19 protein-coding genes and 1 tRNA gene are annotated in these 19,874 nt (G+C 68.2%); 13 read left to right on the top strand and 7 right to left on the bottom strand.

What is annotated here, in order from left to right:
* The first annotated feature begins 58 nt into the window (after window positions 1-58).
* Together MVF96_RS07520 and MVF96_RS07515 are read left to right on the top strand one after the other, a co-directional pair.
* Complete coding sequence (locus MVF96_RS07520; protein WP_247451798.1) at window positions 59-1,231, top strand: LLM class flavin-dependent oxidoreductase; 1,173 nt, start codon at window positions 59-61, stop codon at window positions 1,229-1,231.
* Window positions 1,228-2,568 carry an NtaA/DmoA family FMN-dependent monooxygenase gene (locus tag MVF96_RS07515; RefSeq protein WP_247451797.1) on the top strand — a complete coding sequence of 447 codons (1,341 nt, stop codon included), beginning with the start codon at window positions 1,228-1,230 and terminating at the stop codon, window positions 2,566-2,568. Before MVF96_RS07520 ends, MVF96_RS07515 begins: the two co-directional genes overlap by 4 nt.
* A 66-nt stretch (window positions 2,569-2,634) precedes the next feature.
* Here the strand turns inward: MVF96_RS07515 and MVF96_RS07510 are convergent.
* Window positions 2,635-2,706 (bottom strand) — tRNA-Gln (locus MVF96_RS07510).
* A gap of 112 nt (window positions 2,707-2,818) precedes the next feature.
* On the bottom strand, window positions 2,819-3,574 hold the full coding sequence (fabG, locus tag MVF96_RS07505) for a 3-oxoacyl-ACP reductase FabG (protein ID WP_101819216.1): 756 nt from the start codon (window positions 3,572-3,574) through the stop codon (window positions 2,819-2,821).
* 316 nt (window positions 3,575-3,890) lie between these two features.
* Between fabG and glmU the strand changes: the two genes are divergently transcribed.
* The 3 genes from glmU to arsC all read left to right on the top strand — a co-directional run bounded on the left by glmU (window position 3,891) and on the right by arsC (window position 6,919).
* Window positions 3,891-5,351 (top strand): bifunctional UDP-N-acetylglucosamine diphosphorylase/glucosamine-1-phosphate N-acetyltransferase GlmU, encoded by a 1,461-nt coding sequence (glmU, locus tag MVF96_RS07500; RefSeq protein WP_068971934.1) that lies wholly within the window; start codon window positions 3,891-3,893, stop codon window positions 5,349-5,351.
* Between the two features lie 57 nt (window positions 5,352-5,408).
* Window positions 5,409-6,386 carry a ribose-phosphate diphosphokinase gene (locus MVF96_RS07495; protein WP_004022643.1) on the top strand — a complete coding sequence of 326 codons (978 nt, stop codon included), beginning with the start codon at window positions 5,409-5,411 and terminating at the stop codon, window positions 6,384-6,386.
* Window positions 6,387-6,577: 191 nt separating this feature from the next.
* The gene (gene arsC / locus MVF96_RS07490) at window positions 6,578-6,919 is read left to right on the top strand and encodes an arsenate reductase (glutaredoxin) (RefSeq protein ID WP_137808843.1); all 342 of its coding nucleotides are present in this window, start codon (window positions 6,578-6,580) and stop codon (window positions 6,917-6,919) included.
* 24 nt (window positions 6,920-6,943) lie between these two features.
* Here arsC and MVF96_RS07485 read toward each other — a convergent pair whose 3' ends face one another.
* A complete protein-coding gene (locus MVF96_RS07485) occupies window positions 6,944-7,390 on the bottom strand; it encodes a limonene-1,2-epoxide hydrolase family protein (RefSeq protein WP_247451796.1) in 447 nt (148 codons plus the stop codon).
* Between the two features lie 238 nt (window positions 7,391-7,628).
* Between MVF96_RS07485 and MVF96_RS07480 the strand changes: the two genes are divergently transcribed.
* From MVF96_RS07480 to MVF96_RS07470, 3 genes are all read left to right on the top strand, one after another.
* Complete coding sequence (locus MVF96_RS07480; protein WP_137808845.1) at window positions 7,629-8,276, top strand: 50S ribosomal protein L25/general stress protein Ctc; 648 nt, start codon at window positions 7,629-7,631, stop codon at window positions 8,274-8,276.
* 45 nt (window positions 8,277-8,321) lie between these two features.
* Window positions 8,322-8,888 (top strand): aminoacyl-tRNA hydrolase, encoded by a 567-nt coding sequence (gene pth / locus MVF96_RS07475; protein WP_058250849.1) that lies wholly within the window; start codon window positions 8,322-8,324, stop codon window positions 8,886-8,888.
* A gap of 111 nt (window positions 8,889-8,999) precedes the next feature.
* On the top strand, window positions 9,000-10,019 hold the full coding sequence (locus tag MVF96_RS07470; RefSeq protein WP_247452077.1) for a beta-ketoacyl-ACP synthase 3: 1,020 nt from the start codon (window positions 9,000-9,002) through the stop codon (window positions 10,017-10,019).
* Window positions 10,020-10,178: 159 nt separating this feature from the next.
* Here MVF96_RS07470 and MVF96_RS07465 read toward each other — a convergent pair whose 3' ends face one another.
* The gene (locus MVF96_RS07465) at window positions 10,179-10,943 is read right to left on the bottom strand and encodes an ABC transporter permease (protein WP_058250851.1); all 765 of its coding nucleotides are present in this window, start codon (window positions 10,941-10,943) and stop codon (window positions 10,179-10,181) included.
* Window positions 10,940-12,007, bottom strand: a complete 1,068-nt coding sequence (locus tag MVF96_RS07460; protein ID WP_247451795.1) for an ATP-binding cassette domain-containing protein — start codon at window positions 12,005-12,007, stop codon at window positions 10,940-10,942. The genes MVF96_RS07465 and MVF96_RS07460 overlap by 4 nt, the downstream gene beginning before the upstream one ends.
* Window positions 12,008-12,049: 42 nt before the next feature.
* Here MVF96_RS07460 and MVF96_RS07455 point away from each other — a divergent pair, with 42 nt between their 5' ends.
* Window positions 12,050-12,196 carry a hypothetical protein gene (locus MVF96_RS07455; RefSeq protein WP_171011540.1) on the top strand — a complete coding sequence of 49 codons (147 nt, stop codon included), beginning with the start codon at window positions 12,050-12,052 and terminating at the stop codon, window positions 12,194-12,196.
* Window positions 12,197-12,298: 102 nt separating this feature from the next.
* A complete protein-coding gene (locus MVF96_RS07450) occupies window positions 12,299-13,315 on the top strand; it encodes a beta-ketoacyl-ACP synthase III (protein ID WP_137808847.1) in 1,017 nt (338 codons plus the stop codon).
* 63 nt (window positions 13,316-13,378) lie between these two features.
* Here MVF96_RS07450 and MVF96_RS07445 read toward each other — a convergent pair whose 3' ends face one another.
* Window positions 13,379-14,266 carry a DUF559 domain-containing protein gene (locus MVF96_RS07445; protein WP_247452076.1) on the bottom strand — a complete coding sequence of 296 codons (888 nt, stop codon included), beginning with the start codon at window positions 14,264-14,266 and terminating at the stop codon, window positions 13,379-13,381.
* Between the two features lie 142 nt (window positions 14,267-14,408).
* Between MVF96_RS07445 and MVF96_RS07440 the strand changes: the two genes are divergently transcribed.
* Window positions 14,409-16,019: a peptide chain release factor 3 gene (locus MVF96_RS07440; RefSeq protein WP_247451794.1), complete on the top strand. Its 1,611-nt coding sequence runs from the start codon at window positions 14,409-14,411 to the stop codon at window positions 16,017-16,019.
* A gap of 28 nt (window positions 16,020-16,047) precedes the next feature.
* Window positions 16,048-16,776, top strand: a complete 729-nt coding sequence (locus MVF96_RS07435) for a hypothetical protein (RefSeq protein ID WP_242696990.1) — start codon at window positions 16,048-16,050, stop codon at window positions 16,774-16,776.
* Window positions 16,777-17,006: 230 nt separating this feature from the next.
* Here MVF96_RS07435 and MVF96_RS07430 read toward each other — a convergent pair whose 3' ends face one another.
* The gene (locus tag MVF96_RS07430; RefSeq protein WP_165630293.1) at window positions 17,007-18,017 is read right to left on the bottom strand and encodes an enoyl-CoA hydratase/isomerase family protein; all 1,011 of its coding nucleotides are present in this window, start codon (window positions 18,015-18,017) and stop codon (window positions 17,007-17,009) included.
* Between the two features lie 213 nt (window positions 18,018-18,230).
* On the opposite strand from MVF96_RS07430, the gene MVF96_RS07425 reads away from it, so the two are divergent.
* Entirely contained in the window at window positions 18,231-19,835 is a 1,605-nt protein-coding gene (locus MVF96_RS07425; protein ID WP_240198837.1) for an ABC-F family ATP-binding cassette domain-containing protein, read from the top strand.
* Window positions 19,836-19,874 lie beyond the last annotated feature (39 nt).

Here is a 19,874-nt window from a genome sequence, read left to right as displayed (position 1 = left end):
TGCCGCCTCTGTTCGAGACGGAGACACACATCGACGACACGACTCGAGGGGAGACTCGATGACCGAACACGTACGCGTCGCCGTGGCGCTGGACGGTTGCGGGTCGCATCCGGGTGCGTGGCGTGCGCCCGGGGCCCGGGCAAACGCGCTCACGACAGCGGCGCACTGGCAGCAACTGGTCGGCGAGGCCGAAGCCGGGCTCCTGGACTTCGTCACCCTCGCGGATACCTTCGCCCTGCATCGCGGGCATCCCCGCACCGACCGGGCGACGGGAGGACTCGATTCGGTACTACTCGCCTCCCGTCTCGCTCCCACGACCCGTTCGATCGGGCTGATCCCGACGGCGACCGCCACCCACACCGAGCCGTTCCACGTCTCGAAGGCGATCGCGACCCTCGACTATGTGAGTCGGGGTCGCGCCGGGGTCCTCCTGCGTACGACCGCGGACCCGGACGAGGCCGCGCTGTTCGGCCGACGACGATTTCCCGACGATCCGGCGGTGCTCGCCGATCTCGCGTCCGAGGCCCTCGACTTCGCGACCGTGCTCGGACTGCTCTGGGATTCGTGGGAGGACGACGCCGAGATCCGCGACGTCGCGACCGGCCGCTTCATCGACCGAGACAAGCTGCACTACATCGACTTCGCCGGGGACCATTTCTCGGTGCGGGGCCCCGCCATCACCCCGCGCCCGCCGCAGGGGCGGCCGGTCGTCGCCGCGACCGGCGCACATCCCACCGACCTACAGGTGATCGGGCGGGGTGCCGATGTCGGGTTCATCAGCCCCCGCGATGTCGACGACGCCGTGCGCGCGGTGGACGCCGTGGGTGCCGCCCATTCGGACGCCGGTCGTGAGATCGACGATCCCGCACTGTTGTTCGTCGACCTGTCCGTGGTGCTGGCCGCGTCGGACGAGGAGGCGGAAGGGCGTCGGGCTCAACTGGACGACTGGGCCGGTGAACCGTTCACACCCGACAGTGCTGCGTTCACCGGTACACCGACCGGACTCGCCGACGAGATCGAACGCTGGGCGGCGGTGGCGGGAATCAGCGGTATCCGGCTGCACCCGGCCGCCTTGTCCGAGGACCTACGCGCGATCACGCAAGGGCTCGTACCGGAACTGCAACGCCGCAACCTCTTTCGTTCCGGATACACCGAGTCGACGCTGCGCGGACACCTCGGCCTCGACCGCCCGTCCAACCGATTCGCCACTGCAAAGGCCGGTGTCGCATGACCAAGCAGGTGCATCTCGCCGCACACTTCCCCGGGGTCAACAACACCACGGTGTGGAGCGACCCGGCGTCGGGCAGCCAGATAGAGTTCGACTCATTCGTCCATCTCGCCCAGACCGCCGAGCGCGGGAAGTTCGACTTCTTCTTCCTCGCCGAAGGCCTGCGACTCCGCGAGCAGAACGGGCTGATCTACGACCTCGACGTGGTCGGGCGACCGGACACGTTCACCGTCCTGTCCGCCCTGGCCGCGGTGACCACCCACCTCGGCCTGACCGGCACCATCAACTCGACCTTCAACGAACCCGTCGACGTCGCACGGCAATTCGCCACCCTCGACCATCTGTCCGCCGGACGCGCGGCCTGGAATGTGGTGACCTCGTGGGACGAGTTCACCGGCGAGAACTTCCGTCGCGGGGGCTATCTGCCCGAGGACCAGCGCTATGCACGCGCCAAGGAATTCCTCACCGCCGCGGCGACGCTGTGGGACTCGTGGCGCGACGATGACGTGCTCGCCGACACCTCGAGCGGCCGATTCCTGGCTCGTGAGGATGCCGGCGAATTCGACGTCACGAGTTCGCAATTCGACATCCACGGGCACTTTCCGACCCCTCGTCCGCCGCAGGGTAGGCCGGTCATCTTCCAGGCCGGGGACTCCGATGAGGGACGGGAGTTCGCGGCCGCGACCGCCGACGCCATCTTCTCCCGGCACGCCACCTACGACGCGGGCCGAGCCTTCTACGCCGACGTCAAGCGGCGGCTCGCCTCCCACGGCCGGCGTCCCGAGGAACTCCTGGTGCTGCCCGCCGCCACGTTCGTCGTCGGCGACACCGACGCGCAGGCCGCCGAACTCGCCCACGAGGTGCGCCTGCAGCAGGTCAGCGGGCAGACTGCGATCAAGTTCTTGGAGCAGTTGTGGAACCGCGATCTCTCCGCCCACGACCCCGACGGCCCGCTCCCGCAGGAGGATCCGGTCCCGGGCGAGAACACGGTCGCGAAGGGACGAGCGAGCGTGCGTATGCACCGCGACCCGGTCGCCGTCGCCCGCGAGTGGCGCGACCTCGCCGAGGCGAAGAACCTGACGACGCGTGAACTCATCATCGAGGTCACCGGCCGCCAGTCATTCGTCGGCTCGCCGCTGACCGTCGCGCACACGATCAACGACTTCGTGCAGGCCGACGTCGCGGACGGCTTCATCCTCGTGCCCCACATCGTGCCCGGCGGGCTCGACCGGTTCGTCGACGAGGTGGTGCCGGTCCTGCAAGAACTCGGCGTGTATCGCACCGACTACGAGGGCACCACGCTGCGGGACAATCTGGGGCTGGCGCATCCGACGGGCTGAGGCTCGTCAGGACCCCGTCGCTTGCCGGGCACCTCAGGACGGCTCCAGCGCGCCTCGACTCATGAGCTCCGCCACCAGGACTCGAACCTAGAATGCCTGAACCAAAATCAGGAGTGTTGCCGATTACACCATGGCGGATCACTGCGCTGACGATTGTGCCACAGCACCGCGGCACTCACGTCGGCGCGACCTCGTTTCGACGACGCGCCTCCGGTCGGGATCGCGTCGTCGAAACGAGGCCTGAGACCGATCAGTCCTTGGGGCCGCCGGCCACATAGACGACCTGGCCGGACACGAAGCCCGCACCCTCACTGATGAAGAACGACGCGGTGTGCGCGATGTCCTCGGGCACACCGACACGGTTGACCGGGATCTGGCCCGCTGCGGCGCGCTTGAAGTCCTCGAAGGGCACACCGACGCGCTCGGCGGTCGCCGCGGTCATCTCGGTCTCGATGAATCCGGGTGCGATGGCGTTGGCGGTCACGCCGAACCGGCCGAGCTCGATCGCGAGGGTCTTGGTGAATCCCTGCATGCCCGCCTTCGCCGCCGAGTAGTTGACCTGGCCGCGGTTGCCCAGGGCCGAGGTGCTCGACAGGTTCACGATGCGTCCCCACTCCGCCTCGACCATGTACTTCTGAGCAGCCTTGGTGACGTTGAACGCGCCGCGAAGGTGAACCGCCATGACCGCGTCCCAGTCGTCGACAGTCATCTTGAACAGGAGGTTGTCACGGGTGATGCCCGCGTTGTTGACGACCACCGTCGGCTTGCCGAGTTCGGCGACGACCTTCTCGACCGCGGCGTTCACCGAGGCCTCGTCGGCGACGTCGGCACCCACCGCGATGGCCTTGCCACCGCCGTCGGTGATGGCCTTGACGGTGTCGGCGCAGGCGTCGGCGTCGAGATCCAGGACGGCCACCGCCAGTCCGTCGTCGGCCAGACGCTTGGCCACGGCCGCGCCGATCCCCCGTGCGGCCCCGGTGACGATCGCCGTCTTCTGCGTGCTCATTCACTACCTCCGTGTGGTCGTTTCGCGAGCCGGACAACTCCGGCGCGCATGGTTGGTTCCCCCGCACCCACCCTGTTCCGTCAGCGACAACGGCAATGATCTACCGATTGATCGCTCGGCGTTGCGGTCCCTATGTGTTCTATCAGGCCCGGTCGCGAGGTTTCGCCACAAACAGCGCGCTGCATTTCTGCCATCGGGTACCGATGCGTAGGATCGCACCCGACGTGCGACCGCGAACCCGGTCAGCGACCCCCGCCGGCGCCGTCGGACAGACATGATCGTGGCAGTCACCGATCAGGAAGAGGGTGGGCATTCGATGACGGGAACGTCGCCGTCCGTCGCCGTGATCGTCCTGGCCGCGGGTGCCGGTACCCGTATGAAGTCCAAGACCCCGAAGATCCTGCACACCATCGGCGGCCGCTCGCTCGTCGGCCACGCGCTCCACGGGACCGCGGGCATCGACCCCGAGCATCTCATCGCCGTCGTCAGCCACGAACGCGAACGGGTCTCGGCTGCCATCGGCGAGATCGGGGCAGGCCTCGGCGTCGTGATCGGGATCGCCGAACAGGACGCGCCCCGCGGGACCGGTGATGCCGCCCGGGTGGGCCTCGGCGGACTCCCCGACGACTTCGACGGCACCGTCGTCGTCACCGCTGCCGACGTCCCCCTCCTCGACGCCGACACCCTCCGCGCGCTCATCGACACCCATCTCGCCGACGGCGGGGCCGCGGTCACGCTGACGAGCTTCGTCGCCGACGACCCGACCGGATACGGACGCATCATCCGCGACGGGGACGCCGTCACCGCGATCGTCGAACACAAGGACGCCTCCCCGGAGCAGCGCGCGATCACCGAGGTCAACGCCGGCGTGTACGCCTTCGACGCCGCTGCGCTGCGCGACGGGTTGTCGAAGCTGTCGACGGACAACGTGCAGGGCGAGTACTACCTCACCGACATCGTCGAGATCGCCCGCGGCGAGGGGCGGGCCGTCCGCGGACACACCGTCGCCGATCCGGTGCTCGTGGCCGGCTGCAACGACCGTGCCCAACTCGCCGCCCTGGGCGCCGAACTCAACCGCCGCATCATCCGTCGTCATCAGCTCGACGGGGTGACCGTCGTCGACCCCGCCACCACCTGGATCGACACCGACGTCACCATCGAGCCCGACGCGCACATCGCGCCCGGCACACAGCTGCACGGGCGCACGCACATCGCCGCCGACGCCGTGATCGGACCCGACACCACTCTCACCGACGTCACCGTCGGACGCGGCGCGCAGGTGATCCGCACGCACGGCAGTGACGCGGTCATCGGCGCCGAGGCCACCGTCGGGCCCTTCGCCTACCTGCGACCGGGCACGGCCCTCGGAGACGCGGGCAAGATCGGCACCTTCGTCGAGACCAAGAACGCGACCATCGGTGCCGGGTCCAAGATCCCGCACCTCACCTACGTCGGCGACGCCACCATCGGCGAGCACTCCAACATCGGCGCGTCGAGCGTCTTCGTCAACTACGACGGGGTTGCCAAGCACCGCACCGTGATCGGCGACCACTGCCGCACCGGCTCGGACAACATGTTCGTCGCGCCGGTCAGCGTCGGCGACGGGGCATACACCGGCGCCGGAACCGTGGTGCGGCAAGATGTACCGCCGGGAGCCCTCGCGGTCTCGGCAGGCGAACAACGCGTCATCGAGGACTGGGTCGTGCGCAAGCGGCCCGACACCGCGGCGGCGCGCGCGGCCCTCGAGGCACGCGACAAGAACCCCGGGACGGCCTGACACCCCGACCCGCGCTCGACCCTGCAGATCCGAAACAACACGAACAGAAGAGTTTTCATGACCTGGACCACTGACAACCAGAAGAACCTGATGCTGTTCTCTGGTCGTGCCCATCCCGAACTCGCCGAAGCAGTCGCCGATGAACTGGGCATCAAGGTCACCCCGCAGACCGCCCGCGACTTCGCCAACGGCGAACTGTTCGTTCGTTTCGAGGACTCGGTCCGCGGTTCGGACGCCTTCGTCCTGCAGAGCTGCCCGTACCCGCTGAACCAGTGGGTCATGGAGGCGCTCATCATGATCGACGCCCTCAAGCGCGGCTCGGCGAAGCGCATCAGCGTGATCCTGCCGTTCTACCCCTACGCCCGCCAGGACAAGAAGCACCGCGGACGTGAGCCGATCTCGGCCCGCCTCATCGCCGATCTGCTCAAGACCGCGGGCGCCGACCGGATCATCACCGTCGACCTGCACACCGACCAGATCCAGGGCTTCTTCGACGGCCCTGTCGATCACATGCACGCTCAGGGACAGCTCGCCGAGTACATCCGGGGCAAGTACGGCACCGACAACATCGCCGTGGTCTCCCCCGACTCCGGTCGCGTGCGTGTCGCCGAGAAGTGGGCCGACACCCTCGGTGGCGCGCCGCTGGCGTTCATCCACAAGACGCGTGACCCGCTCGTGCCCAACCAGGTCAAGTCCAATCGCGTGGTGGGCGAGGTCGAGGGACGCACCTGCATCCTCATCGACGACATGATCGACACCGGCGGCACCATCGCCGGCGCCGTGCGGGTCCTCAAGGACGCCGGCGCGGGCGACGTCATCATCGCCACCACTCACGGCGTGTTCTCCGATCCCGCGGCCGAGCGTCTCGCGTCCTGCGGCGCCAAGGAGGTCATCGCCACCGACACCCTGCCGATCCCGGCCGAGAAGCGCTTCGAGAACCTCACCGTCCTCTCCATCGCACCGCTGCTCGCGCAGACGATCCGCGAGGTCTTCGAGAACGGTTCTGTCACAAGCCTTTTCGACGGCATCGCCTGACCGCCCCCGCTCCCTGAGGTGCGAGCGAAGCGAGCCTCGAAGGGCTCCGTAGCACGAGTTGCCCGCCCTTCGAGGCTCGTCGCTTGCGCTCCTCACACCTCAGGGAGCAGAGGGATTGACGCTCCTCAGGAAGCGGGGGGATTCGCGCTCCTCAGGAAGCAGGCGGAGATCCGCCGAGTACCGTGTCACCCGTGGACGCGACGATCTATCACAACCCGAAGTGTTCGACCTCGCGGAAGGCGTTGCAGGCCCTGCGCGACGCCGGGATCGAGCCGGCAGTCGTGAAGTATCTCGACGAGCCGTACAGCCGCGAACAACTCGTCGAACTGTTCGCCGACGCCGGGATCACACCTGCGCAGGCCGTCCGCAAACGCGAGGCCCTCTACAAGGAGCTCGATCTCGCATCGGCCACCGACGAGCAGATCCTCGACGCCATGGTCGAGCACCCGATCCTCGTCGAACGTCCGATCGTGGTGACCGACAAGGGCACTCGCATCCCCCGGCCGATCGAGAAGCTCGACGAGATCCTCTGACTCCGAGGCGCGGCAGCGCTCAGGTCAGGCCGACAGGGCCGGCGCGGGCAGCGGCCGCTGCACCGACGGCACGGCCAGTGCCGCGACGCCCCGCGCGAGCGCCTTGGTCATGTCGAAGTAGTCGAAGTAGTCGCGCCACACCGTGATCCGGCCCTCCCGTACCTCGAACCGGCCGCAGACCCAGAACTGGAGATGCAGCCGCCCGAACCGGAGTTCGTCGACGCGCTCGGTCAGCACCACGCCGGTGTCGTCGGCGGACACGTTGATCATCCGGTAGTTGAATCCCACCGAGTCCTTGCGCGCCACCCCGCCCAGGACACCGGCCACCTTTCGCTTGCCGCGGATCGTCGGCAGCGAGACGTTCGTGTAGGCGATGTCGTCGTCGATGGTCTCCAGTGCTGCGGGGACATCGCCCCGCGCGAACTCGGTCAGCAGGGTCGTCACGATCTCGATCGGCGTCTGTGAGGTCATGGCAGACCAGTATCCCCGAGCGCGGCGTCGGTAGCGGGCGATGTGACATCCCGGCTGGTCATCGACTACTCTGGTCGCCGTTGTCTCGGCGAGGGTGACCCAGTCACCGTGATCGGCGCGGCCATCGCAGTACTCCTCACGCCCTCGGGGCAGGTGGATGCCCGCGGTCGGAGCTCGTGCCCGGTGTTGCTCGTCGCGACGCCGACAGAACGTACCCACCGATCGCGAGGAGACCGTCATGGCCACCCAGACCAGCAAGCTGTCCGTCAGCACACGTACCGAGAAGGGCAAGGGCGCAGCCCGCCGCGCGCGTCGCGAGGGCAAGGTCCCCGCCGTGCTGTACGGCCACGGCACCGACCCGCAGCACCTGCACCTCCCGGCCCGCGAGTTCGCCGCCATCCTGCGTAACAGCGGCCTCAACGCCGTCATCGACCTCGACATCGAGGGCAGCAGCCAGCTCGCACTGACCAAGCAGGTCGACGTCCACCCGATCCGCAACTACATCGAGCACGCCGATCTGCTGATCGTCCGTCGTGGCGAGAAGGTCACCGTCGAGATCGCGATCATCGTCGAGGGCGACGCCGCCCCGGGCACCCTCGTCGTCCAGGACGCCAGCGTCGTCGAGGTCGAGGCCGACGCCCTGTCGATCCCCGAGCAGATCGTCGTCAGCGTGGAGGGTGCCGAGATCGGCCTGTCCGTGCACGCCTCTGATCTGGACCTGCCCGAGGGTGTGACCCTCACCGCCGATCCCGAGACCCTCATCGTGTCGGTCACCGAGGCGCAGCTCGCCGCCACCGAGTCCGACGCCGACGGCTCGGCAGACGCCGCGGCCGAAGGCGACGCCGAGGGCGAGGCGACCGAGGAAGCCGCCGAGGAGTCGGAGTAATCCGACCCCGGACTGCCCGGCTCGGGTGGTGAAACTGCGTAAGTGGTGAAACTCATTGTCGGACTCGGCAACCCCGGGTCCAAGTACGAGAAGACGAGGCACAACGTCGGCGCGATGGTCGCCGACGGCCTCGTCGCCTCGGCCGGCGAGCGCTGGAAGGTGCACAAGAAGTCCGGCGCCGAGGTCGCCGAGGTACGCCTCGGCGGCCAGTCGGTACTCGTGGCCAAACCCCGCACCTACATGAACGAGTCCGGCCGTCAGATCGGCCCGCTCGCCAAGTTCTACTCGGTCACGACTGACGACCTGATCGTCGTCCACGACGAACTCGACATCGACTTCGGCGCCGTCCGTCTCAAACGGGGCGGCGGCGAGGGCGGCCACAACGGGCTGCGGTCGCTCAGTCAGGCACTCGGTACGCGCGACTATCTGCGCGTGCGCATCGGCATCGGCCGGCCACCCGGCCGGCAGGATCCCGCCGATTTCGTGTTGAAACCGTTTCCGTCCTCGGCTCGGAGCGAGGTCGAACTCCTCATCGCCAACGGTTGCGACGCCGTCGAACTATTGCTCGGACAGGATCTGGAGTCCGCGCAGAACACCGTGCACGCCTGGTGAGGACACCGAATTCGGCGGCCGCGCGGCCGTAGAATCGCTGCGGCGGGCAATGCGAAGGGATCGGCAACAGTGGTCAACCTCTCGGTGAAGACCGGACACCAGAACGTCTCGATGCTCGGCATCGGCGCCTACCGTCCGCGACGCCTGGTCAGCAACGACGAGGTCTGCCAGGTCCTCGATTCCTCCGACGAGTGGATCTTCGAGCGGAGCGGTATCCGCAACCGCCGATGGATCAGCGGCGACGAGTCGGCGCGTTCGATGGCCGCCGCGGCCGCCGAGCGGGCCATCGCGAACTCCGGGGTGGCGAAGGAGAAGATCGGTGCGCTGATTCTCGCCACCAACAGTTGGAAGACCAAGATCCCGCACGGTGGCCCGATCGTCGCCTCCGACATCGGGCTCAACGGCATCCCCGCCTACGACGTCGCCGCCGGCTGCGGCGGCTTCGGCTACGGACTCGGCGTCGCCGCCGACACCGTCCGCGCCGGCAGCGCCGAGTACGTCCTGCTCGTCGGCGTCGAGACCATGTCGGTGGTCATGGATCCCACCGACCGCAACACCGCGTTCATCTTCGGCGACGGAGCCGGGGCCGTGGTCGTCGGGCCGAGTGAGGACAACGGCATCTCTCCGACCGTCTGGGGCAGCGACGGCGAGAACGCCAAGGCGATCGGCCAGAACTGGGACATCCCCGAGTACATGGACCGCGCGCAGGCCTACCAGGACAAGGACCCCGAGACCGACCCGGTCGGTCGCATGGTGGTGACGATGGCGGGACCGAAGGTGTTCCGCTGGGCGGCCGTCACCCTGCCCCGGGCCCTCGCCACCGTGCTGGAGACCTCCGGCGTCGGCGTGGAGGACATCGAGGTCTTCGTGCCCCACCAGGCCAACGCCCGCATCAACGACCTGATGAAGAAGAACCTCGGCTTCCCCGACGACCTGCCGATGGCGAACGACATCGAGAACACCGGGAACACCTCGGCGGCCTCCATCCCGCTCGCCATGGAGGAGATGCTCGCCACCGGCAAGGCCAGGGGCGGACAGACCGCGCTGCTCCTCGGCTTCGGCGCCGGCCTGAGCTACGCGGGCGCGGTCGTCAGCCTTCCCCCGGCCCCCGCGATCACCAGTTTCGACTGACCCCCGCCCCCTTAATCCGAAGGAACGACATAGCCATTGCTCCCTGAGGTGCGAGGAGCGTTAGCGACGAGCCACGAAGGGCTTGGCGACGAATCTCACCAGGACCCTTCGTGACGCTCGCAAGCTCGCTCCTCAGGGAGCAGGGGGCGGGCTCGCGCCTCAGGCGTTCTCCTTGCGGAACACCGAAGTGCCCCACAGGGTTCCGAGTCCGGCCAGGATGAGCGACGCGAGGACGCCCCAGAGGACCTGAGCACTGGCGAGGTCGCCGGAGAAGGTGTCGCGCACCGCGTCGACGATCCACCGGAACGGCATGAAGTCGCTGAGACTCTGAAGCCATGACGGCCCGAGGGTCATCGGAAGCAGGATGCCCGACAGCAACAGGACCGGCATCATCACCATGTTGATGAGCGGCGCCATCACATCCTCGCTCTTGGTGGTCAGCGCCAGGGCGTTCGACGCCGCGGCGCACGCGCCACCGATCAGCATCGTGATGATGATGCCGAGGATCACGCCGATCACCGAACCGCGCATGCCCATCAGATAGCCCAGCACCACCAGGATCAGCGCCTGCACGAGAAGTTGCAGCATGTCGCGCATGAGTCGACCGGTGAGCAGGGCGGTGCGGCTGGCCGGGGTCACCCGTTCGGCCTCGATCACACCCTCGCGCCATTCCCCGATCAGGCTGAATCCGGCGAACAACGCGCCGAACAGACCGAGCTGCACGAGCAGACCGGGGACCAGGAACGTGTACGGATTGTCGGCGCCGCCCGGGAACTGCGCGACGAGGGGCTTCAGCAGCGGCCCGAAGAGGACGAGGTAGAGGACCGGTTGCATCACCCCGATGAGGACCCAGGCCGGGTTGCGCAGGTTCATGCGGATCTGTCGGCGGAACACGATGGTGCTCTCGCGGAGGAACGTGGTCATCGGTTGGCTCCCTGCTGACGGAGTTCGGCCGACTGGGCGTCGGCGTTCGTCGAATCGGTTGTTTCCGAATGGATCTCGTTGCCCCGCTCGGTCTCGGCGTCACGCAGCGACCGACCGGTGAGGGTGAGGAAGACGTCGTCGAGGGTCGGGCGGATGACCTCGATGGAGTCGAGGGTGATGCCCGCGGCGTCGAGGTCACGCAGCAGTCCGGGGACGGCCCGGCCCGCCCGCGGCACCCGGCTCCGGACGTGCCGGCCGTCGATCTCGATCCGGTCGTCCGCGCGGCCACCGGTGACCGAGGCCAGTTTCTCCGCGGCGGTGGACACGGCCGCGGAGTCGGCGACCTCGAGTGCCACCAGGTCGCCGGACACCTGCGCCTTGAGGTTGTCGGCGGTGTCCGCGGCGACGATCCGGCCGTTGTCGATGATCATGATCCGATCGGACAGTTCGTCGGCCTCGTCGAGGTAGTGCGTCGTCAGGAAGACCGTCGCGCCGCGTTCGGTGCGCAGGCGCCGGATGTGGTCCCAGAGATTGGCCCTCGCCTGCGGGTCGAGCCCGGTGGTCGGCTCGTCGAGAAAGACCAGGGACGGTTCGTGGACCAATCCCATCACGATGTCGAGTCGCCGTTTCTGCCCGCCGGACATGTTCTTGGGCTGGCGTTCCCACAGGCCGTCGAGCTGGAGCTGGGAGAACAAGGCGTGGCCGCGGCGGGTCGCCTCGGCCCGGGACAGCCCGTAGAGCATGCCGTGATCGACGATCTCATCGCCGGCCTGGGCCTGGCTGAAGGTGCCGCCGGCCTGCGAGACGTAACCGATGCTGCGGCGGACCGAGACCGGGTCGGCCACGACGTCGTAGCCGTTGACCGTTGCGGTTCCCGCCGTCGGCCGCAGGAGGGTCGTCAGCATGCGCAGCGTGGTGGTCTTGCCCGCGCCGTTGGGCCCGAGGAACCCGACCACCTCCCCCTCGGCGATGTCGAGGTCGACGCCGTCGACGGCCCTCACCTCGCGCTTTTTCTTTCCCTTCCCGGTGCTGAACACCTGGACCAAACCGCGTGCGTGGATCATGCGGACTCCCCTTCTCGATGTCGTCGAATGGTGTACTGACTCGTGCGTTCGGCGCTGCGCGCACGTCATCGTGTGCTGATCGTCGTGACCGCGGGCCGCTTTCCGACGCCCCGGCGGTGTTCGATCGACCTGCGGACCAGCATCCCGCTCATCGAGGACGACTTCGGTCCGCGTTCCGCGACCCCGTAACGATTAGGGGCGGGGTCCCGCTACTTCCCAGTAAGAGGCGGTGTGAGTACCGTCGTATGTCGGGTCACATATTCGCCGGGCACGTTTTGGGAAGGGTTCACCATGGCGGTCATCGCAGACACCACTGGCATCAACAACATCGGCATGCTCGGCATCGGCGCGTACCGCCCCGAACGCGTCGTCACCAACGAGGAGATCTGTCAGCACATCGACTCCTCCGACGAGTGGATCTACACCCGTACGGGGATCAAGACCCGCCGGTTCGCGCGTCGCGACGAGAACGTCATGGAGATGTCGGTCAACGCCGGACGCAAGGCGATCGCCAACGCGCTGCTGCAGGGGTCCGACATCGACGCCGTCATCCTCGCCACCAACACCCACCTGCTGCTGACCCCGGCGGGCGCGACCAAGGTCGCGACCGAACTGGGCTGCAACGGCGTGCCCGCCTTCGACGTCACCGTCGGCTGCGCCGGCTTCGGCTACGGCATGGCACTCGCCTCCGACATGATCCGCGGCGGCAGCGCCACCCACGTGCTGGTCATCGGCGCCGAGCAACTCTCGGTGACCATGGACATGACCGACCGCACCAACTGTTTCATCTTCGGCGACGGCGCCGGCGCGGTCGTCGTCGGACCCACCGAGCAGCAGCAGCTCGGCCCGGTGATCTGGGGCTCGGACGGCTCCCAGTTCAACGCGATCCGCCAGGACTTCGACTGGGTCACCTTCCTCGACAGCGACCGCACCCAGCGTCCCTACCTGCGCATGGAGGGCACCGCGGTGTTCCGCTGGGCCGCCTTCGAGATGGGCAAGGTCGCCCACCGCGCCCTCGAGGCCGCGAAGCTCGGCTCCGAGGACCTCGACGTCTTCGTGCCGCATCAGGCGAACGCCCGTATCAACGAACTGCTCGCCAAGAACCTCAAACTCCGCGACGACGCGGTCGTCGCCAAGGACATCGAGTACACCGGCAACACCAGCGCCGCCTCGATCCCGCTCGCCATGGAAGACCTGCTGTCCACCGGCAAGGCACAGCCCGGCCAGACCGCACTGCTCCTCGGCTTCGGCGCCGGACTCTCCTACGCCGCGCAGGTCGTCACCATGCCGCCGGTTCCGTTCGAGTAGGGCGCCGTATCGAGTCCGGGGGCAATTTGATCCGCTCAGCGGCTCATGATGCCCCCGGATTGGTCATGCCGGCCGGTCGCGCTGCAAGCCGAGCGCCTGGCGGACACGCGCCACGACGTCGTCGGGCCGCTCCCGCAGATCACTCCACGTGAAGTTGAGGACGGTCCAACCCAATGCGATGAGGTCGTTTCGGCGTCGGCGGTCTCGCTGGAACGTCTCCGCGTCGCGGTGGAACGCCATCCCGTCGATCTCCACCGCCAACAGCCGATCCGGGAACGCGAGGTCGATGAAGTACCCGCCGGCCGGGTGACCGCACGACCAACCGCTCACACCTCCGGCGCTCAACACGTCGACAGCCAGCCGCTCCGCCACCGAGCGCGCGCCGGATTCGACGCCGTCGACGAGGGCCGCAATCGCGGGTCCATCCTCCTTGCCACGTCGACGATCAGCGGCGACGCGCAGCTGACGCAGCGAGACCTTGCGAACGAGCAGCGCGTTGTCGAGGACTCCGCTGTCGCGCTCGAGTGCGGCTTCCAGCACGGACAGCGGCAAGGCTGTCACGAGCAACTCCTTGCGGGTCACCACCTCCGCGTCCGCGAGGCAGCGGCGCCGGACCCGAACGCCCTCGACCGGAGAGCCATGCCGCGATCGCGGTGCGGTGACCGTGAACTTCTTCGGCGGCTCGTCGAGGAGCCCGTGCCACCACGCCGCTCCCGCTCCGGACAGCGCCGCACCGCGGCCCACGCTCGCGACTGCCAGTCGCGCACGGGTGGCCGGCGTCGTCGGATGATCAGCGAGCGAATACACCCCGCGCGTGTGCGGCATCCAGTCTCCGCAATCGACTCGACGCCGGACCGCGGACCGCGTGAGGCCGAATTCGAGCGCATCCGCCATGGTCAGTACCCCGTCACGGGCGAGAACGCGGCGCCGAAGGCCCGGTGGAAGCTGCACGACCATCAGACGCACAGCAACGGTGACGGGTTCCCAGTTTTTGGGCGGGGGCACAAGGTGCCGCATACCGGCACAACCTGCCCCGGCACTCCGCCGCGAGCGAGTTTGGCCGCCCCCTGCACGCCCGGTAGCCTGGAACCTCGTGAGTTCCGAGGTGATCAGTCGCGAAGTGACGCGTCGTCGTACCTTCGCCATCATCTCCCACCCCGATGCCGGCAAGTCGACGATGACCGAGGCGTTGGCGCTGCACGCGCGGATGATCAGCGAGGCCGGCGCCGTCCACGGCAAGGCCGGACGTAAGTCGACCGTCTCCGACTGGATGGAGATGGAGAAGGCGCGCGGCATCTCCGTCAGTTCGACGGCGCTGCAGTTCAACTACTCGGCCGCAGCCCAGGCCGACCCCGAGATCCCGAGCGTCATCAACCTCGTCGACACCCCGGGTCACGCCGACTTCTCCGAGGACACCTACCGCGTGCTGACCGCGGTCGACGCCGCGGTGATGCTCATCGACGCCGCCAAGGGACTCGAGCCGCAGACCCTCAAACTCTTTCAGGTGTGCCGCCACCGGGGCATCCCGGTCATCACGGTGATCAACAAGTGGGACCGGCCGGGTCAGAGCCCCCTCGAACTGATCGACGAGATCACCGAGCGCATCGGCCTCACCCCGACCCCGCTGTTCTTCCCGGTCGGCATCGCCGGCGACTTCCGTGGTCTCCTCGACCGGCGCACCGGCGAGTACGTGCACTTCACCCGTACCGCGGGCGGCGCGAAGATCGCGCCCGAGGAGATCATGTCCGCCGACGACGCGCTGGCTCGCGAGGGCGACGAGTGGACCTCGGCACTCGAGGAGAGCGAACTGCTCACCGAGATGGGCCAGGACCACGATCAGGAATTGTTCCTCGCCGGGCAGACCTCGCCGATGATCTTCGCGTCCGCGATGCTGAACTTCGGTGTGCGGCAACTCCTCGAGGTCCTCGTGGAGCTCGCTCCCCCGCCCGGGCCGTGGGCCGACGTCGAGGGCAATCCACGGCCGGTGACCGACCCGTTCAGCGCGGTGGTCTTCAAGGTGCAGGCCGGGATGGACTCCAGCCACCGGGATCGCCTGGCGTACATGCGGATCGTGTCCGGCGAGTTCGAACGCGGCATGGTCGTGACCCATGCGCAGACCGGAAAGCCGTTCGCCACCAAGTATGCCCAGGCCGTCTTCGGCCGCGACCGCTCGACGGTCGACACCGCCTACCCCGGTGACGTGGTCGGGCTGGTGAACGCGACCGCGCTCGCTCCCGGCGACACTCTCTACGACGGCCCCAAGGTGCAGTTCCCGCCGATCCCGTCCTTTGCGCCCGAACACTTCTCGACCCTGCGTGCCACCACCGCAGACAAGTACAAGCAGTTCCGCAAGGGCATGGACCAGCTCGAGAGCGAAGGCGTGGTCCAGGTCCTGCGCAACGACACCCGCGGTGATGCGTCGCCGGTGCTCGCCGCCGTCGGACCGATGCAGTTCGAGGTCGTGACCGCGCGGATGAAGGCCGAGTACAACGTCGACACCATCATCGAGCCGCTCGGTTACACCCTCGCCCGTCGCACGGATGCCGACAGCGCGCCCGAACTGAATCGGCAACGCGGCGTCGAGGTCTTCACCCGCACCGACGGCGCCGTTCTCGCGCTCTTCAGCGACAAGTGGCGCCTGCAGTACATCGAGAAGGAACACCCCGACCTCACTCTCGAACCCCTTGTCGCGGCAGCGGACTGACCGGTCGACGAGCACACGGCGCCGGCCGGTGCGCGCCGCCGTGCTGATGTGCGCGGCGGTGGCGTCGCTCGTCACCGCCTGTGGCTCCGACGCCCCGCACCAGTCCACGCCCACCACCTCGACGCCGGTGCCGACCGCACGCCCGGTCGACTCGACGCTCTGCACCGAGAAACCACCGCAGGGCAACGTCGACCGCAGTGGCCAGAACTTCGAGTTCCGTCACGGCAACATCAGAATCGCGGTAGCGGACACGCCGGCGGACTCCCGACGCGGACCCGCGGTGGGCGCCACCCCCGCCGACGAGCCCAACTGCTATGAGTTCGACCGGTGGGGCCCGGCGCGGCCCGACGTGCCGCCGGACTCGCTGCTCTTCGTGTTCAAGGACGCCGGCACCGGCGGCGCGCAGATCGAGTTCCTGATCAGCGAACTGACCGGCGGCCTGTTGCCACCGGTGGGCGCGACGCGTCCGACCGTCGGGCCGTTGACACGACCGATCAACGCCCAGATCGGGGTCTCGATCAACGGCGACTACCACCACTCGTCCGCGTGCCAGCTCAGCGTGAGCGGCATGTCGGGCTCACTCGCGGCCGGCTCGTTCACCTGCCCGACGGCGACACGGGTCGAGGCCAACCCGCTCGCACCCGACGACGACGTCCGCTACGACCTCGACGAGTCGTCGGCCACGAAACAGCCGGAGTCCGAGGGCAACTCGACCGACAGCGTGTCGTTGTCGGGGTGGTTTCAGCTCACGCCCTGAGATCTGCCGGTCGAGCAGCGTCGACCGAGCGTGGTAAGGACGCCACCCCCGCTGGTCGAGCAGCGTCGACCGAGCGTAGCGAGGACGCCGCGTCCGTCGAGGCCACCTCGGCAACCGACCTCGCAAACCCGACCAGTGGCTTCGACAAGCTCAACCAGCGGGGAGGCGACTCAACCAGCGGGGAGGCGACTCAACCAGCGGGGCGGCGACTCAACCAGCGGGGCGGCACCTCAACCAGCGTTGGCACCGACGATCCGGGCCACGACGGCGGGATCGACGTCGTCGATGCGCGCCGGATCGAATTCGGGATTGCGATCCTTGTCGACGAGCACGGCCCGCACCCCCTCGCGGAAGTCGTGGGTCTTCGTGATCTCCTCTGCGGCATGCAGTTCCCGGTCGAAGCACTCGTCGATCCCCGACCTCGCCCCGGCGCTGATCATCGCCGCGGTGACCCACAGACTGGTGGGTGAGGCACCCTCGAGCAGACCGACCATCTCCTGGGCCCAGTCGTCGCCGACCGCGCCGCGCAGGCCGCCGAGGATGGCGTTGACGTTGTCGTCGGCGAAGTACTCGCCGATCTTGCGCAACGGCACGTCGCTGGTGTCCTCGGTCCCCGACGTGGCCAGCGCGTCGGCCAGCGGGGCACCGGAACGGATGCTGTCGGCGACCGCCGGCAGGTCGGCGGAGGACACGAAATGCGTTGCCAGTCCGACGGCGACCGCGTCCACACCGCGGATCCGGGCGCCGGTGAGTCCGAGCCACATGCCCACGCCCTCCGGGAGCCGCGGCAGGAAGTAGGTCGAACCGATGTCGGGGAAGAACCCGATCGCGGTCTCGGGCATGGCGATCATCGCCTTCTCGGTGACGACCCTGATCTCGCCGTGCACGCTGATCCCGAGACCCCCGCCCATGGCCGCCCCGTCGATCAGGCTGATGTAGGGCTTCGGGTAGTCGGCGACGAGCTGATCGAGCCGGTACTCGCCGGCGAAGTAGCGGCTGATCGAGGCGTGGTCGCCGTCGATGGCGTGCTCGCGGATCGCACGGATGTCGCCTCCGGCGCAGAACGCCCGGTCGCTCGCCGAGGTGACCAGGACGGTGTCGATCGCGTCGTCGTCACCCCATTCGCCGAGCGTGACGTACATGTCGTCGATCATGCTCTGGTCCAACGCATTGAGAGCCTTGGGCCGGTCCAGGACGATCTCGCCGACGCCGTTGGACACCGAGGTGCGGAGAAATGACATACCCCAACCGTAGCGGTGAGCCCGGAACCGACTCGTCGGCGGTTAATTCCGTTGGCAACTCCGAGCGCGTCCGCTACGGTGGTCACCACTTGCCCCCAGACCCGCCAGGAGTGATCCACCGCGATGAAGAACTGAAGTGGCCCCGGCCGTCGGCACCGCCGACGGACCCCACCGACGCCCTGTCGGTGTACCCGACCCACTTCAGGAGCGCTCATGCCGTCTTCCATCGTGCTGTCCGACGTCTCGTTCGCCTGGCCCGACGGGACAGTCGTCTTCGAACACCTCGACCTCGCCCTGGGCGCCGAGACCTACTCCCTCATCGGCGCGAACGGTGCGGGCAAGTCCACCCTCCTCGGCCTGATCGCCGGTCGATCACGCCCGGCGTCGGGCAGCATCACGATCGCAGGCGACACGTCGACGACCGATGTCGCTGTGGTCGTGCAGGACCCGCAGTCCGACCCGTCGTCGACCGTGGCGCACGCCCTCGGCATCGACGAGATTCGTTGTGCGATACGACGAATCGAGAGCGGTTCGGTAGATCCGCAGGACTTCGACGCAGTTGGGGACGACTGGGGCGTCGAGGAGCGTGCCATCGGACTCCTCGAGCAGATGGGACTGCCGCCCGACCTCGACCGCACGGTCGGCGCCATGTCCGGCGGGGAGGCGACCCTGCTGGCGATCGTCGCCGCACTCATCGCCGACCCGACGATCCTGCTCCTCGACGAACCGACCAACAACCTCGACATCGACTCCCGCGCCCGGCTTTTCGACGCCATCGAGTCGTTCCCTGGCACGGTGGTCGTGGTCAGTCACGACCTCGAACTCCTCGAACGTGTCGATACGACAGTCGAGCTGTACCGAGGTCGGGTGCGGCTGTTCGGCGGCCCCTACTCCCGGTACCGCGAGATCATCGACGCCGAACAAGACGCCGCCGAGGCAGCGGTTGCCACCGCGGCCGGCGATCTGCGCAAGCAGCGCCGCGAGATGACCGAGGCGTTGATCAAACTCGATCGGCGGGCCCGGACGGGCGCGACAGCCGAGCGGGAGAAGCGGGTGCCGAAGATCGTGGCACACAACCGCCGGAGCGAGGCGCAGGTGTCGGCGGGCAAACTGCGCAACGCCCATCGTGACGACGTGGCCTCTGCGGCAACACGTCTCGACGAGGCCCGCGAGGACATCCGCACCGACCGCACCGCGCGGATCGTCGTGCCGACGCCGGAAGTGGCCCCGCGCGCCCAGATCGCCGTCGACGACCGCCTGCGCATGGACGGACCCGAGCGGGTGGCTCTGGTGGGGCCCAACGGTTCCGGGAAATCGACACTGATCGCGGAGTTGATCGTCTCCGAATCCGTCGTCGTACCGTTCGCCTTCGTGCCGCAGCAGATCACCTTCCCCGACCCGACCGTCTCGATCGCCGAGCACCTCGCGCGGACCCACCCGGACATCTCGACGCAGGAGGTGCGGGCGCATCTCGCGCGGTTCCTGTTCCGGGGTGCGCGCGCCGATCGCGCACTCGCCGAACTGTCCGGCGGCGAACGGCTGCGCGTCGCACTGGCCGACGCACTGCTCGGTGACCCGACACCCAAGCTGCTGATCCTCGACGAGCCGACGAACAACCTCGATCTCGACACCGTCACGCAACTCGTGGACGCACTCGAGGCCTGGACCGGTGCGTTGCTGGTCGTCTCCCACGATGCCGGGTTCCTCGACCGCATCGGCATCGGTCGGCGCGTGTCACCGGTGCCCCCACCGGGCGAACCGGCGGGAACGCCGGGGCAGACCGGTGCCGAACAAACCGACGTCGAAGCAGACCGCTGACGAACAGTCGGTGACGCCGGCGGCGTCGAGAACCGTTCG

The organism is Gordonia hongkongensis (assembly GCF_023078355.1).
Classification (GTDB): Bacteria; Actinomycetota; Actinomycetes; order Mycobacteriales; family Mycobacteriaceae; genus Gordonia; species Gordonia hongkongensis.
Note: the sequence above shows the minus strand (reverse complement) of the source record. Positions and strands in the feature narration are given on the sequence as shown.

What these genes read in the sequence shown, in the direction of transcription:
- MVF96_RS07470 (WP_247452077.1), top strand. Translation starts at nt 9,000, where the DNA reads ATGCTCGGCATCGGCGCCTACCGTCCGCGACGCCTGGTCAGCAACGAC.
- MVF96_RS07515 (WP_247451797.1), top strand. Translation starts at nt 1,228, where the DNA reads ATGACCAAGCAGGTGCATCTCGCCGCACACTTCCCCGGGGTCAACAAC.
- fabG (WP_101819216.1), bottom strand. Translation starts at nt 3,574, where the DNA reads ATGAGCACGCAGAAGACGGCGATCGTCACCGGGGCCGCACGGGGGATC.
- MVF96_RS07465 (WP_058250851.1), bottom strand. Translation starts at nt 10,943, where the DNA reads ATGACCACGTTCCTCCGCGAGAGCACCATCGTGTTCCGCCGACAGATC.
- MVF96_RS07450 (WP_137808847.1), top strand. Translation starts at nt 12,299, where the DNA reads ATGGCGGTCATCGCAGACACCACTGGCATCAACAACATCGGCATGCTC.
- glmU (WP_068971934.1), top strand. Translation starts at nt 3,891, where the DNA reads ATGACGGGAACGTCGCCGTCCGTCGCCGTGATCGTCCTGGCCGCGGGT.
- MVF96_RS07430 (WP_165630293.1), bottom strand. Translation starts at nt 18,017, where the DNA reads ATGTCATTTCTCCGCACCTCGGTGTCCAACGGCGTCGGCGAGATCGTC.
- MVF96_RS07480 (WP_137808845.1), top strand. Translation starts at nt 7,629, where the DNA reads ATGGCCACCCAGACCAGCAAGCTGTCCGTCAGCACACGTACCGAGAAG.
- MVF96_RS07495 (WP_004022643.1), top strand. Translation starts at nt 5,409, where the DNA reads ATGACCTGGACCACTGACAACCAGAAGAACCTGATGCTGTTCTCTGGT.
- MVF96_RS07520 (WP_247451798.1), top strand. Translation starts at nt 59, where the DNA reads ATGACCGAACACGTACGCGTCGCCGTGGCGCTGGACGGTTGCGGGTCG.
- MVF96_RS07425 (WP_240198837.1), top strand. Translation starts at nt 18,231, where the DNA reads ATGCCGTCTTCCATCGTGCTGTCCGACGTCTCGTTCGCCTGGCCCGAC.
- MVF96_RS07460 (WP_247451795.1), bottom strand. Translation starts at nt 12,007, where the DNA reads ATGATCCACGCACGCGGTTTGGTCCAGGTGTTCAGCACCGGGAAGGGA.
- MVF96_RS07485 (WP_247451796.1), bottom strand. Translation starts at nt 7,390, where the DNA reads ATGACCTCACAGACGCCGATCGAGATCGTGACGACCCTGCTGACCGAG.